The sequence below is a fragment of the Sporosarcina sp. genome (genome assembly GCF_029257255.1).
GTDB lineage: Bacteria > Bacillota > Bacilli > Bacillales_A > Planococcaceae > Sporosarcina.
The window spans coordinates 24,974-37,332 of sequence record NZ_JARICI010000088.1 but is presented as its reverse complement, the minus strand read 5'-3'; the positions used below and the strand labels follow the sequence as shown (position 1 = coordinate 37,332).

Sequence of the window (12,359 nt, the reverse complement as noted above, 5' to 3'; positions counted from 1 at the left end):
GAAGGAAGAAGGGTGGAACCACGAGCTCAAGCCTCGTCCCTTTAGGGATGAGGCTTTTTTGCGTTCAATTTTTTAGTTTTCAATAAGAAAGGGAGTCATACAAATGGCAGAAAACATTCATTTAACATTTCCAGATGGAGCAGTAAAAGAGTTTCCGAACGGCACAACAACTGAAGACATTGCTGGATCTATTAGTCCGGGGCTACGTAAAAGCGCTCTGGCAGGAAAAATCGGAGATCAGTTGATCGACTTAAAAACACCGATTCATGAAGACGGGGAGATCAGTATTATTACTCCGACTTCCGATGAAGCTTTGGAAATCCTACGACACAGCACGGCTCACTTGTTAGCACAGGCTGTTAAACGTAAATTCCCCGATGCGAAATTAGGAATTGGTCCGGTTATTCAAAACGGATTTTATTATGATATCGACTCACCTACACCGATCACTGCTGAAGATTTACCTGAGTTGGAAAAAGAAATGAAGCGTATTATCGGTGAAAACTTCCCGGTTATCCGTCATGACGTTTCCCGTGAAGAAGCAGAAAGACGCTTTAAAGAAATTGATGATGAGTACAAACTAGAACTTCTTCAAGCGATTCCTGAAGGTGAACAAGTCTCAATCTATGAACAAGGTGAATTTTTCGACTTATGTCGCGGCATTCACGTACCGGCCACTGGCAAGTTGAAAGAATTCAAATTGCTTAGTATCGCAGGTGCTTATTGGAGAGGAAACTCAGACAATAAAATGCTCCAGCGTATTTACGGTACAGCGTTCTTCAAGAAAGATGAGCTGAAAGAGCATTTGCGTTTATTGGAAGAAGCGAAAGAACGGGATCACCGGAAGATCGGTAAAGAACTTAATCTTTTCACTAACTCTCAAAAGGTCGGACAAGGTTTACCTCTATGGCTACCGAAGGGTGCAACGATTCGCCGTGTTGTTGAACGATACATCGTCGATAAAGAAGAGAGACTAGGTTATCAGCACGTTTACACTCCTGTGCTGGGAAGCTTGGAATTATATAAGACTTCAGGACACTTGGATCACTATCAAGACGGCATGTTCCCGATAATGAGCATGGATAACGAAGATTTAGTCCTGCGGCCGATGAATTGTCCGCACCACATGATGATCTATAAAAATGGTATTCACTCTTATCGTAACTTACCTCTCCGTATTGCAGAGCTTGGCACAATGCACCGATATGAAATGTCGGGAGCTCTCTCAGGTCTTCAGCGGGTACGTGGTATGACATTGAACGATGCGCATATTTTTGTGCGACCTGATCAGATTAAAGAAGAATTGAAACGTGTAATTTTATTAATTATTGAAGTTTATAAAGACTTTAATATAAAAGACTATTCGTTCCGTTTATCATATCGTGATCCTGCTGATACGGAAAAATACTTTGATGACGATGAAATGTGGGAACGTGCACAGTTTATGCTCAAGGAAGCCATGGATGAGCTGGAACTTCCATATACAGAAGTAGAAGGCGAGGCAGCTTTCTATGGACCGAAACTTGATGTACAGGTAAAGACAGCAATCGGAATGGAAGAAACTCTTTCTACTGCACAGCTTGACTTTCTTCTTCCTGAACGCTTTGATTTAACATATATCGGTGAGGATGGAAAACAACATCGTCCAGTGGTCATTCACCGCGGTGTCGTTTCGACAATGGAGCGTTTTGTGGCTTTCTTAATTGAAGAATACAAAGGTGCATTCCCGACATGGTTGGCACCAATTCAAGTAGAAGTGATTCCAGTTTCACCTGATGTGCATTACGATTACGCTGAGCAAGTGAAAGAGAAATTAACGCTTTCAGGTTTCCGTGTTGATGTAGATAGCCGTGATGAAAAACTTGGTTACAAAATCCGTGAAGCGCAAGTTCAAAAAGTACCTTACATGCTTGTTCTTGGGGATAAAGAAGTCGAAGCAGGAGAAGTAAACGTCCGTAAGTACGGTGAACAAAAATCTGAAGTTATGCTGTTTGATTCGTTTTTGGAAATGATTAAAGAAGACGTTAAGAAATAAGCGAATAAAAACTCTACTGAGGTAAAGTGTGCAGCTATTTATAGCTGCACACTTTCGCTGTTAGGGAAGATTTTATAAAATAGTTGCTAAACTTTAAATAGTGCGGTATACTAATAAAGTTGATTTAAATCAAACGTAAAAAGTGAATCCAGCAATTGAGAAGTTTGTTATTGTTGACACTCAGCACAAATCATGATAAAGTAAATAAGGTTAACTGAATACAGTTTGTGGTATAAGAAGAGGCTACCCGCTTCTCACCTACTCGACGCAATGAAGTTGTTGACAGGTTGGCACATAAGTGAATTACTATGCAGATTTGCATAGATTACTTACGCGGGTAGACAAATATCATTTGTCTACTTTTTTTATTTCGTAAAATGGATGGACCTATGGGAACCTAAAGTCGAATTGTTCGACATACCCAAAACGTGTATTCACGAGACAATATTCGGAGGTGGATTACTATTAGCAAAGACATGTACGTAAATGACGGTATCCGAGCAAGAGAGCTTCGCTTAATTGATCACAATGGCGAGCAGCTTGGTATCAAAACACGTAATGAAGCTTTAGAAATTGCTGCTCGAGTGAACCTGGACCTTGTTCTTGTCGCTCCACAAGCGAAGCCCCCAGTAGCTCGTGTTATGGACTATGGAAAGTTCAAGTTCGAACTGCAAAAGAAAGAGCGTGAAGTTCGTAAAAATCAGAAGATCATCAATATGAAAGAAGTTCGGCTCAGCCCGACAATTGATGAACACGATTTCCAAACGAAACTTCGTAATGGAGTTAAATTCCTAGAAAATGGGGATAAGGTAAAAGCTTCAATTCGTTTCCGTGGACGTGCAATTACGCACAAAGAAATCGGTCAACGAGTGCTCGATCGCTTTGCAGAAGCATGCAAAGAAGTCGCAACTGTTGAAGTAAAACCAAAAATGGAAGGTCGGAGCATGTTCTTAATACTTGCACCGCTTGCCGAGAAACAGTAACACGAACAATTTAGGAGGAACAGAACATGCCAAAAATGAAAACTCACCGCGGTTCCGCGAAACGTTTCAAAAAAACTGGATCTGGTAAATTAAAGCGTGGCCGTGCTTACACAAGTCACCTTTTTGCTAACAAGTCTACGAAGGCTAAACGTCACCTACGTAAGTCTTCACTAGTTTCTTCAGGCGATTACAAGCGTATTCGTGAAATGCTAACAAACATGAAGTAATACCGGTAGAACTCGGTAACGAATTCTATCAACACACACTTACAAGATAAGCAGGAGGTAATGCACTATGCCACGCGTAAAAGGTGGAACAGTCACGCGCAAGCGTCATAAACGAGTATTGAAATTAGCAAAAGGCTACTTTGGTTCAAAACATAGACTTTATAAGGTTGCTAACCAACAGGTAATGAAATCTTATAACTATGCATACCGTGATCGTCGTCAAAAGAAACGTGATTTCCGTAAACTATGGATTACACGTATCAACGCGGCTGCACGTATGAATGGTCTTTCATACAGCACATTAATGCACGGCTTGAAAGTAGCTGGCATCGATGTTAACCGTAAAATGCTTGCAGATCTAGCTGTTACAGATGCACAAGCATTTGCACAACTTGCAGAAACTGCAAAAAAATCGGTTGCAAAATAAGATGAACTAAAATTTCCGCTGTTGTTTTCATTCTTATATGAAACGACAGCGGTTTTTTCGTATGAAGGAGTGAATCACTTGGCGCAGACACTGATGATTTATATGGCAATCCTATCTGTTTGGGCATTTGCATCGATGGGCTACGATAAGAATCAGGCAAAGAAGAAAAGGCAACGAGTTCCTGAACGCAATCTTTGGCTGCTCGCAATACTAGGCGGGGGCATCGGTTCGTATTTAGGAATGCAAGTTTTCCGCCATAAGACGAGAAAGACTGGATTTCGAATCGGTTTCTTACTGCTGGCAATGGCTGATATTGTCCTTATACTTGCTGCTTTAGGTGTTCGGATGCCAAGTGCCATCACATATTAAAAAAGGAAACAGCTTGAATAAGCTATTTCCTTTCTTAACTATTCTGATTTCATGAGCTGCTCAATGGGATTTTTCCAGTTGATCTCCGCATGAGGATAATTAGTTTTTACTTCAGATTCCAAGAAATAAAAGTCTTCTTTAGACATCCCTTGCAGTTTCGCTTCATTTTTTACCCAAATGAATATAGAAACTACGTCGAATGAATCTGTTGTTGTACCTAAGTATTTTTCACCTTCAAACATTGCACCTTTATAAGTAATAAAGAAATTTTTACGAATATTTTTCACATCATCAAAAAAATAATATTGTTCTTTTTCATACGCTTCATCCAATTTTCGCTTGGCATCTGTCAAATAGCGGATTCCAGCATAGAACAAGTAAATGACAAGTGCTATGATGAATACGCGAATCAGTAAAACCATGAAATCAACTCCTGCAAAGATATAATACACTACTATACGGACGGGCAGGTCAAAAGGTTTCATTTTACCGCAAACAATCGGAGGGATATTTGAAATGAAATTAGATAAATTATTTGAGATGCAACGTGCACTAGATACATACATACAAAAAAATCATCAGCCAGCCGAAACTTTTAACGAAAGAGGCTTGGCGCTGGCAGTCGAATTAGCGGAATTGGCCAATGAAACGAGATGCTTTAAATTCTGGAGCACAAAAGGTCCTTCTGCAAACGATGTCATCTTAGAAGAATATGTGGATTCTATTCATTTTCTGCTTTCATTGGGAATTGAAAAAGGATTTGATAGTTTGGAAGAGTGGCCCGCCAATGCAGTAGATGAACAAGATCTGACGAAGTTGTTTCTCCAAACAGGCCGTTCAATCTATACATTTTTAGATGATCTGTCGTTTGAAAACTATCAGGCGATCTGGGTAATGTACGGCTTGTTGGCAAAACAACTGGGCTTCACTGAAGAACAGATTATTCAGGCATACATCGATAAAAACGAAGAAAACTATGCTCGACAAAGAAGCGGTTATTAACAGGTAGTAACTTGATTGATATATTGTGGATTTGATGATAAAATTATTTTTATAGGAAAAAATTTTGATTTAAAAGTCAATTGACAAAAAGACCTTCTGAACAATAATATTAAAGAAGAATGGTCATATGGGGGGGATTTAGTTGAACGAATGGAGTAAGGACGATTTTGGGTTGCGGTTGAAAGCATTGAGAGAACGAAGAGGACTGTCTATGATGGCCTTTGGTGCTGCAATCGGAACATCTGCTAGTCGGATTAAAGATTGGGAGCGCGGGAAAAATGCGCCGTCTGCAGCCTGGATTGCAAAAATTTCAGAACGCTTTTCAGTTTCAACAGATGAGTTAATTATGGGTGAAGTGACCTTTACTCCTTTTATAAAAACAACTGGAAATACAATAGAATCCCTGTACGACCGACTTCGTGAAACGATGAATGTAGAAGCAGCAAGCAAATGGCCTACTGAAAGCGACCAAATGTATGCAGATATTGATTCATTCAATAAAGAACGGTATCGCAGCGGAAAAGGTCGTCGACTCGCCGAAAAAGAATTGCTGGAACTTGTCATCAGACTGCCTAAAAAAGATGTGCTTGAATTAGTAGAGCTGGCCAAATATAAAAGACGAAATATATGACACAATGAGCAGTTTGCTCATTGTGTTTTTTTATGCAAATATACAGATAACACAGAGTATGAAAAAGGTTCAAAATACGATATGATAGAGGCGTATATAATCGTAGGGAGGATGAGTTGATTGAAGGCATTCGTTCATGAGAATGGTGAATTGAAGTATTCAGACATCACAGAACCTAAAGCAGGTGAAGGAGAAGTTATTGTTGCGTTAAAAGCAGCAGGCTTAAACAGGCGAGATACCAAAATTCCAGCACGCAGAGGAGATGCAAAGGACGCACTCGTACTTGGTTCTGACGGAGCAGGCATAATAGAATCTCTAGGTGAAGGGGTAAATAATTGGAATGTCGGGGATGAAGTCATCATCAACCCGTCACTCCGCTGGTTTAAAAAGAGCCACGCTCCTTCAGCTGAATTTGATATTCTGGGCATGCCGAATCATGGCACATTTGCAGAGAAAATATGCATTTCTGCTGAACAGCTGGAGAAGAAGCCTTCCTCTTTAACATGGGAAGAGTCTGCTGTCATTGCTTTAGCCGGACTGACTGGTTATCGGGCACTTGTCACAAAAGGACAAATAGAAGAAGGTCAGACTGTGTTTATACCAGGAGCAGGTAGCGGAGTCGCAACATTTTTGATACAGTTTGCTAAGCAGCTAGGGGCTCGCGTTATTGTATCATCAAGAAGTGAAGAAAAAAGACGACGTGCTGTTGAAATAGGAGCAGATCTGGCAATCGATACAAATAGCGATTGGCAGGAAGAATTGAAAAATGAAAATGTTGATCTTGTAATTGAGAGTGTAGGAAGAGCAACTTTTAATCGCTCACTTGAGGTGCTGAAGCTTGGGGGACGCATTGTAGTCTTTGGTGCGACTACTGAGGATACGGTTGAGTTTAATCTACGCGAGTTCTTTTATGGACAATTCACCCTCCTGGGAACGACAATGGGTAGTCGAGAAGAGCTGCGTGAAATGCTTTCATTTATTGAAGAGTATAAGATCCATCCGGTCATTGATTCTGTTATTCCTCTTTCAAAAACAGAAGACGCGTTTTCAAGATTGGATGATAGTGTTCAATTCGGAAAAATAGTTTTACAGATAGAGCAGTGAAATTCTAGTTTGAATGGAAAGGCAGTGGGAGAAGTGACGGAGCAAGTGAAGATTGTTTCAGATTTAGAAATTGCTTCTAAAGCAACGATGCAGCCAATTGAGGCAATTGCTGAAAAAGCCGGTATACCTTTAGAGGCCGTGGAGTTATACGGGAAGTATAAAGCAAAACTGAATGTGGATTTGATCCCTAAAAATACGAGTCAGGCAAAAGTGATTCTGGTTACAGCAACAAGTCCAACACCTGCTGGAGAAGGTAAGTCTACGGTTACTGTCGGGTTGGGGGATGCGCTGACACGTCTAGGGAAAGATACGATAATTGCATTACGTGAGCCTTCATTAGGACCTGTTATGGGAGTAAAAGGTGGTGCAACTGGCGGCGGATTTTCTCAAGTATTGCCGATGGAAGATATTAATCTGCATTTCACAGGAGATCTTCATGCCATTACAACAGCAAATAATGCATTGAGTGCTATGATTGACAATCATTTACATCAAGGTAACTTCTTGAATATTGATCCACGCCGTATTACATGGAAACGTGTCATGGATATGAATGACCGTGCGTTGCGCCATGTAACTATCGGGCTAGGCGGTCCTTCTCAAGGTGTACCGAGAGAAGAAAGTTTTGATATTACTGTTGCTTCAGAAATTATGGCTATATTCTGCTTGGCAACAGACTTACAGAACCTGAAAGAACGCTTAGCTGAAATTGTTATTGGCTACACATACGATAAAGAGGCTATTACGGTAAGGGATTTGAAAGTAGAAGGTGCTCTTACTTTACTGCTTAAGGATGCCTTTAAGCCGAATCTGGTACAGACTATAGAAGGTACACCCGCATTAATTCATGGTGGCCCATTTGCAAATATTGCCCATGGCTGCAACTCGCTGATTGCAACAAACACTGCTAGAAATTTAGCTGATTTCGTTGTCACTGAAGCTGGTTTTGGTTCAGATTTAGGTGCGGAAAAATTCATGGATATTAAAGCACGCATAGGAAAGTTCCAACCAGATGCAGTGGTGTTGGTCACTACAATTCGTGCGTTAAAAATGCATGGTGGTGTGGCAAAAACTGAGCTGAAACAAGAGAATACTAAGGCTGTCGAACGTGGCCTAGTGAACTTAGAAAAGCATGTGGAAACTGTGCGTGCGTTTGGTGTCCAACCGGTCGTCGCTTTAAACCATTTTATTACAGACTCAGAGAGCGAACTGCAACAGGTGCAGCAATGGTGTGAATCCAATCACGTGAAAATTGCTTTGACAGATGTTTGGAAAAATGGTGGAGCTGGCGGCGAGCAATTAGCGAAGGAAGTGCTAAAAGCGATGGAGGAGCCTAATAACTTTTCCCCGATTTATGATGTAGGGCAGACAGTGGAAGAAAAAGTTACAGCAATCGTCCAGAAAGTGTATGGGGGGCTCGGCGTAATTTTTACAGATCAAGCAATGAAGGATCTTGCTGAGATTCAAAGAAATGGATGGGATCTTTTACCTATTTGCATGGCGAAAACTCAATATTCATTTTCAGATGATCCTAAAAAATTAGGAAAACCAACTGATTTTATGATTACTGTCCGAAAGATTCTACCTAAGTTAGGTGCAGGTTTTCTTGTTTGCCTAACAGGAGAAATTATGACTATGCCTGGTTTACCAAAACAACCAGCAGCCTTAAATATGGATATAGATGAAAATGGGAATGCAAAAGGTCTCATGTAACACAGAGAAAAAAGCAAGGAGTTTATTTGGCTCTTTGCTTTTTTTTATTGTAAATATTTCTAATTAATGACAATAATGAATTGTGACATTAGTAGGGGTTCCATTGGACTATTCTTATGTTATACTAATAAAAGAGTTTTATAACTATTGAATAAAATAAAGAGGTGAAGTGAACTGGATAAGTATTTTCGCACCAAGTTAACGATCATCCTTCTTTCATTTACACTGCTCTTATCCCTCATTATCGTTGTTGCGGATTATCTCAAGCTGAAGACCAATGTGGAAGAGAATTTAGAGACGCAGATTCAGATGGCAGAAGACGAAATCATTACAAGTCTTTCTACGATCGATAAAGTATATAATATTCTAGATATAGATCGTACTGTTAATATGGAAGCCTATTCATTTGAGTTACTTGAGCTGTATAAGCAGAACCCTGATTTTACGAAGTGGGATTTTGAGGGCATGGCAAGAGATAGTGGAATGGAAGTTTTCATTATTGATACGAACAATGAAATCATTGCAAGCAGTTACAAACCTGATATCGGTTTGAATTTTAATGAATGCTGCAAAAATTTCGGTAAGTTATTGACAGAGCGTCGAGAGAGTGGAATATTCTCTCATGATGCATTAGATATTCAGCAAAATACAGGCGAATTCAAGAAATTCACCTATATGCCAACTCCCGATGGTCACTATATAATTGAACTGGCTTATTACTTAGAAGACCAGATAGAATTTGAAGAATTTAATTTCCTTGATACAACGCTTCGTCTTGAAAAAGAAAATGAACAGATAAAGTCGATCAATGTTTTCAGTTCCTTAGGATTGTTATTAGGTGATAGAAGATCAGATCGAGAAGATAAAATTGCTGAATCACGAGAAGCAATTTTAAAAGAAGCGTTCAGTGATTTTGAGACAAAAGAAGTGATGGTCAAAGAGGAAGGGCAAGTTTTGACTTATCGATACATACCTTATAAGGCAGAAAAAGCAGAAGGACTTTCAACCAACAGAGTCGTAGAAATCGCCTATTATGATGTTCCGTTTGCCAGTGTGTTGGCATCTTACAGAACTAAATTCATTTATGAAATCATTGCGATCACTATGATAACGATTATCCTTTCCATCATTATCGCCCGTATGGTTTCAAGGCCTGTTCATTTAGCTTTCCATGATGTACTAACTGGATTGAAAAACCGTGCTGTATTTGAGGATTCTGCAGTTGAATGGCTGCGTCAGAAGAAAGGTCCGCTGCAGTTTATGATTATTGATTTGGATAATTTTAAGTTAGTAAATGACTCTTTAGGGCATGGAGAAGGTGACAAGCTTCTTAGGCAGGCAGCTAAAATTATTGAAAAAGAGAGCGGCAGTGAAAATTTATCTGCACGTATTGGTGGAGATGAATTCGTCGTGTTATTCTCAAGGTTGACTGAGGAAGAAGTAAAAGTACGCGCTGAACGGATGCTTGAAACAATGCGAGATTCCTTTAGCTACTTGGCGAAAGAGAATATTCACTTATCGATCAGTATAGGAATAGCGATTGCAGAAACGAAGGATACGATGCATACGCTCTACCATAAAGCTGATTTAGCCTTGTACCATTCTAAGAAAAAAGGAAAAGATCAATATTCCTTATTCCATTCCATAGAAATCTAAAAAAACGGTCATCACATGCGATGACCGTTTTTGTTTGTAATTAGGTGGGCTCGTTTTCTGATAACCAGTGCTTAATTGAATCGACAATATCCTGTACAGTGCCATCTTCGAAAGGAGACTGCAGATGTGCTTCTTTTAGCAGTTCTAAAAAGGACTTTGAACCGCCAAGTTTGCAAAGAGTAACATAATCAGCCCATGCCGAATCGAAATTATCAAGCGAACGCTTCCAGAACTGGAATGCACAAATTTGTGCCAGCGTATAGTCGATATAATAAAACGGCACTTCATATATGTGACCTTGACGCTGCCAGAAGCCGCCTTGCTCTAAATAAGGATGCCCATCATAGTCACGGGATGGCAAGTAGGTATTTTCCAGCTCCGTCCAAATGGCTTTACGTTCTGCAGGAGTAAGTTCAGGCTGCTCGTAAATACGATGCTGGAATTCATCAACAGCCACACCATAAGGCAAGAAAAGCACACCTTCGATCAGGTGTGTATAGCGATAACGGTCAGCGTGCTCTCCGAAGAAGTAGTCCATCCACGACCAAGTGAAAAATTCCATACTCATCGAGTGTATTTCAGCAGCTTCGCTCGTGGGCCAAATATATTCGGGAATGCCGATTGTTCGGCTGGAGTACACTTGAAATGCGTGGCCCGCTTCATGAGTCAATACATCAATATCGCCAGAAGTCCCATTAAAATTAGAGAAAATGAACGGTGAATCATAATCTTCAATGAATGTACAATAGCCGCCTGCTTCTTTGCCTTTTTTCGCTACCAGATCCAGAAGGTTTTTACGGTTCATATAATCAAAAAAACGTCCGGTTTCCCTAGAAAGTTCCTGATACATCTTTTGCCCATTACTGATAATCCATTCCGGCGAACCTTTTGGCTGTGGGTTTCCATCTTTATAATGAAGCGGCTCATCGTAAAACATCAATTCAGATACCCCTATACGTCCAGCCTGTGCTTCACGTATTTCTACAGTTAACGGAACAATTGATTCTCTAATTTGTTTCCTGAATCCTTCCACCATCTGTACATCATATCCAATACGGTCCATGCGTACATATCCGAGTTCTGTAAAGTTTTTATATCCGAGAGCAACAGCAATCTGATGGCGAACATTGACAAGCTGATCAAAAATATCATCAAATTGACTCTCATGTGACGCAAAGAAATCAGCAGAAGCTGACATAGCTTCTTTCCTGACTGCTCTGTCCAGTGATTCTTTATAAGGTCCGAGCTGCGCGAGAGTCAATATTTCACCTTGAAACTCAATTTGCGCAGAAGCTACGAGCTTCGCATATTCAGAAATCAGTTTGTTCTCCTGCTGTAAAAGAGGTTGAACTTCGTCCGAGTAAGCGTTAACAGCATTCTCCGCAAGTGCAAATAGCTGGAGGCCCCATTTTGACTCGAGGTCCTTCCTAAAAGGCGTGGCAAGCAGGGCTTTATAGTATTCGCTTTGAAGAGCTTGGAATTGAGGTCCCATTTCATCAAAAATATCTCGTTCTTGCTGATAAAATGTATCATTTGTATCGATAGAAGAACGAATATACATAATATTTTCCTGGGTGCTGTAGTTCCTTGTCAATTTGTTAATCTGTTCGATGATGGCTGACTGATCTTCAAAAGAACCAGCCGTTCTAAATTCACTAAGCAAAGAATGAAACTGTTTTGACAGTTCTTCGAGATTTGGCCGGGCATATTCATAATCCTCAAATGTAAGCATGTAACTCCTCCTAATACATCTATAACGTGTCTATCCCTTCATTTTCCAGCAAAACGAGGGGGATAGCAAACTTTTTAACAGAAATTTGCTCCATAAATTGCCCCACTCCTATTAAATGAGGTAGGATAGAGGAAGCAAACTCTTTACAGAGCGGGAAGAAGGAGAAGTTGAATGAATATAGTAAACGGCAACGCACAAGAATTAGTAGATCCAACAGGGATTATCGAAGGTCAGAGGTATGAATTTCTTTTGACAGTTAAACTGGATGAAGAGGACGAATTATTTAATGAAAACGGCACCGGACTGAAGGTTCTTTATTCAGTCAGAGACGGCCAACGTAAAATGCTTACATACCAATTTTATGAATTGGCAACGGAGAGTGTTTTCGACGTGGAATGGGACGATGAAGAAAAGGCAGCAGTGGAACAGTATTGCTTAGCGAACTTTCCTGAAATGTAAAACAAAATAGATGTATTTACT

Annotated in this window: 13 protein-coding genes; 11 read left to right on the top strand and 2 right to left on the bottom strand. The window is 40.2% G+C overall.

Annotation, left to right across the window (positions count from 1 at the left end; genetic code table 11):
• Positions 1-103: 103 nt before the first annotated feature.
• The 5 genes from thrS (at position 104) to Q1J64_RS16395 (ending at position 4,041) form a co-directional block, all read left to right on the top strand.
• Positions 104-2,035: a threonine--tRNA ligase gene (thrS, locus tag Q1J64_RS16415; RefSeq protein WP_301110199.1), complete on the top strand. Its 1,932-nt coding sequence runs from the start codon at positions 104-106 to the stop codon at positions 2,033-2,035.
• Between the two features lie 476 nt (positions 2,036-2,511).
• Positions 2,512-3,018: a translation initiation factor IF-3 gene (gene infC / locus Q1J64_RS16410; protein ID WP_301110198.1), complete on the top strand. Its 507-nt coding sequence runs from the start codon at positions 2,512-2,514 to the stop codon at positions 3,016-3,018.
• 26 nt (positions 3,019-3,044) lie between these two features.
• Positions 3,045-3,245 carry a 50S ribosomal protein L35 gene (gene rpmI, locus Q1J64_RS16405; protein ID WP_153730628.1) on the top strand — a complete coding sequence of 67 codons (201 nt, stop codon included), beginning with the start codon at positions 3,045-3,047 and terminating at the stop codon, positions 3,243-3,245.
• A 67-nt stretch (positions 3,246-3,312) separates the two neighbouring features.
• Positions 3,313-3,672 carry a 50S ribosomal protein L20 gene (gene rplT, locus Q1J64_RS16400; RefSeq protein ID WP_009497644.1) on the top strand — a complete coding sequence of 120 codons (360 nt, stop codon included), beginning with the start codon at positions 3,313-3,315 and terminating at the stop codon, positions 3,670-3,672.
• 78 nt (positions 3,673-3,750) lie between these two features.
• Positions 3,751-4,041, top strand: a complete 291-nt coding sequence (locus tag Q1J64_RS16395; protein WP_301110197.1) for a DUF1294 domain-containing protein — start codon at positions 3,751-3,753, stop codon at positions 4,039-4,041.
• A gap of 38 nt (positions 4,042-4,079) precedes the next feature.
• Here Q1J64_RS16395 and Q1J64_RS16390 read toward each other — a convergent pair whose 3' ends face one another.
• Positions 4,080-4,463, bottom strand: coding sequence for a sigma-w pathway protein ysdB (locus Q1J64_RS16390; protein ID WP_301110196.1), 384 nt, complete (start codon positions 4,461-4,463; stop codon positions 4,080-4,082).
• A gap of 94 nt (positions 4,464-4,557) precedes the next feature.
• On the opposite strand from Q1J64_RS16390, the gene Q1J64_RS16385 reads away from it, so the two are divergent.
• From Q1J64_RS16385 to Q1J64_RS16365, 5 genes are all read left to right on the top strand, one after another.
• Positions 4,558-5,043 carry a dUTP diphosphatase gene (locus tag Q1J64_RS16385; protein WP_301110195.1) on the top strand — a complete coding sequence of 162 codons (486 nt, stop codon included), beginning with the start codon at positions 4,558-4,560 and terminating at the stop codon, positions 5,041-5,043.
• Positions 5,044-5,185: 142 nt separating this feature from the next.
• Positions 5,186-5,674 carry a helix-turn-helix domain-containing protein gene (locus Q1J64_RS16380; protein WP_301110194.1) on the top strand — a complete coding sequence of 163 codons (489 nt, stop codon included), beginning with the start codon at positions 5,186-5,188 and terminating at the stop codon, positions 5,672-5,674.
• Between the two features lie 120 nt (positions 5,675-5,794).
• Positions 5,795-6,778 carry a zinc-binding dehydrogenase gene (locus tag Q1J64_RS16375; protein ID WP_301110193.1) on the top strand — a complete coding sequence of 328 codons (984 nt, stop codon included), beginning with the start codon at positions 5,795-5,797 and terminating at the stop codon, positions 6,776-6,778.
• 33 nt (positions 6,779-6,811) lie between these two features.
• Entirely contained in the window at positions 6,812-8,491 is a 1,680-nt protein-coding gene (locus Q1J64_RS16370) for a formate--tetrahydrofolate ligase (RefSeq protein ID WP_301110192.1), read from the top strand.
• A 279-nt stretch (positions 8,492-8,770) separates the two neighbouring features.
• The gene (locus Q1J64_RS16365) at positions 8,771-10,147 is read left to right on the top strand and encodes a GGDEF domain-containing protein (protein WP_301110191.1); all 1,377 of its coding nucleotides are present in this window, start codon (positions 8,771-8,773) and stop codon (positions 10,145-10,147) included.
• Between the two features lie 40 nt (positions 10,148-10,187).
• Here the strand turns inward: Q1J64_RS16365 and Q1J64_RS16360 are convergent, their stop codons facing one another.
• Positions 10,188-11,879, bottom strand: a complete 1,692-nt coding sequence (locus Q1J64_RS16360; protein WP_301110190.1) for a M3 family oligoendopeptidase — start codon at positions 11,877-11,879, stop codon at positions 10,188-10,190.
• Positions 11,880-12,050: 171 nt separating this feature from the next.
• Here Q1J64_RS16360 and Q1J64_RS16355 point away from each other — a divergent pair, with 171 nt between their 5' ends.
• Complete coding sequence (locus tag Q1J64_RS16355; RefSeq protein WP_301110189.1) at positions 12,051-12,338, top strand: DUF6509 family protein; 288 nt, start codon at positions 12,051-12,053, stop codon at positions 12,336-12,338.
• The last annotated feature ends 21 nt before the right edge of the window (positions 12,339-12,359 follow it).

Excerpts from the sequence above, each read along its gene's own strand:
- rpmI (WP_153730628.1), top strand. The coding sequence starts at position 3,045 with ATGCCAAAAATGAAAACTCACCGCGGTTCCGCGAAACGTTTCAAAAAA.
- Q1J64_RS16385 (WP_301110195.1), top strand. The coding sequence starts at position 4,558 with ATGAAATTAGATAAATTATTTGAGATGCAACGTGCACTAGATACATAC.
- thrS (WP_301110199.1), top strand. The coding sequence starts at position 104 with ATGGCAGAAAACATTCATTTAACATTTCCAGATGGAGCAGTAAAAGAG.
- Q1J64_RS16390 (WP_301110196.1), bottom strand. The coding sequence starts at position 4,463 with ATGGTTTTACTGATTCGCGTATTCATCATAGCACTTGTCATTTACTTG.
- rplT (WP_009497644.1), top strand. The coding sequence starts at position 3,313 with ATGCCACGCGTAAAAGGTGGAACAGTCACGCGCAAGCGTCATAAACGA.
- infC (WP_301110198.1), top strand. The coding sequence starts at position 2,512 with ATGTACGTAAATGACGGTATCCGAGCAAGAGAGCTTCGCTTAATTGAT.
- Q1J64_RS16360 (WP_301110190.1), bottom strand. The coding sequence starts at position 11,879 with ATGCTTACATTTGAGGATTATGAATATGCCCGGCCAAATCTCGAAGAA.
- Q1J64_RS16355 (WP_301110189.1), top strand. The coding sequence starts at position 12,051 with ATGAATATAGTAAACGGCAACGCACAAGAATTAGTAGATCCAACAGGG.